The sequence below is a fragment of the Nonomuraea sp. PA05 genome, from assembly GCF_008086045.1.
GTDB classification, from domain to species: domain Bacteria; phylum Actinomycetota; class Actinomycetes; order Streptosporangiales; family Streptosporangiaceae; genus Nonomuraea; species Nonomuraea monospora.
This window is the reverse complement of record NZ_VSEY01000116.1, coordinates 1-516: the sequence shown is the minus strand read 5'-3', so window position 1 is coordinate 516 and position 516 is coordinate 1. Positions and strand designations below refer to the sequence as shown.

1 protein-coding gene is annotated in these 516 nt (G+C 67.6%); it reads right to left on the bottom strand.

Annotated elements, in window-relative coordinates:
- A partial coding sequence (locus FXF51_RS60280; protein ID WP_316247686.1) for a TCP-1/cpn60 chaperonin family protein occupies positions 1–516 on the bottom strand: 516 nt, incomplete at both ends.

Below are 516 nucleotides of genomic sequence, written 5' to 3'. Positions count from 1 at the left end.
GTTGCTCTCCTCGACGGTGATGACGCCTTCCTTGCCGACCTTGTCCATCGCCTCGGCGATGAGCGAGCCGATCTCGGCGTCGGCGGCGGAGATGGAGGCGGTGGAGGCGATCTGCTCCTTGGTCTCCACGTCCTTGGCCAGCTTGGAGAGCTCCTCGCTGACGCGCTCGACGGCGGCCTCGATGCCCTTCTTCAGGGCCATCGGGTTGGCGCCGGCGGCTACGTTGCGCAGACCCTCGCGCACCAGCGCCTGGGCGAGCACGGTGGCGGTGGTGGTGCCGTCACCCGCGACGTCGTCGGTCTTCTTGGCGACTTCCTTGACCAGCTCGGCGCCGATCTTCTCCCAAGGGTCCTCGAGCTCGATCTCCTTGGCGATGGAAACACCGTCGTTGGTGATCGTGGGAGCGCCCCACTTCTTCTCCAGCACGACGTTGCGGCCCTTGGGGCCGAGGGTCACCTTGACGGCGTCGGCGAGCTGGTTCATACCGCGCTCGAGACCGCGCCGGGCGTCCTCGTC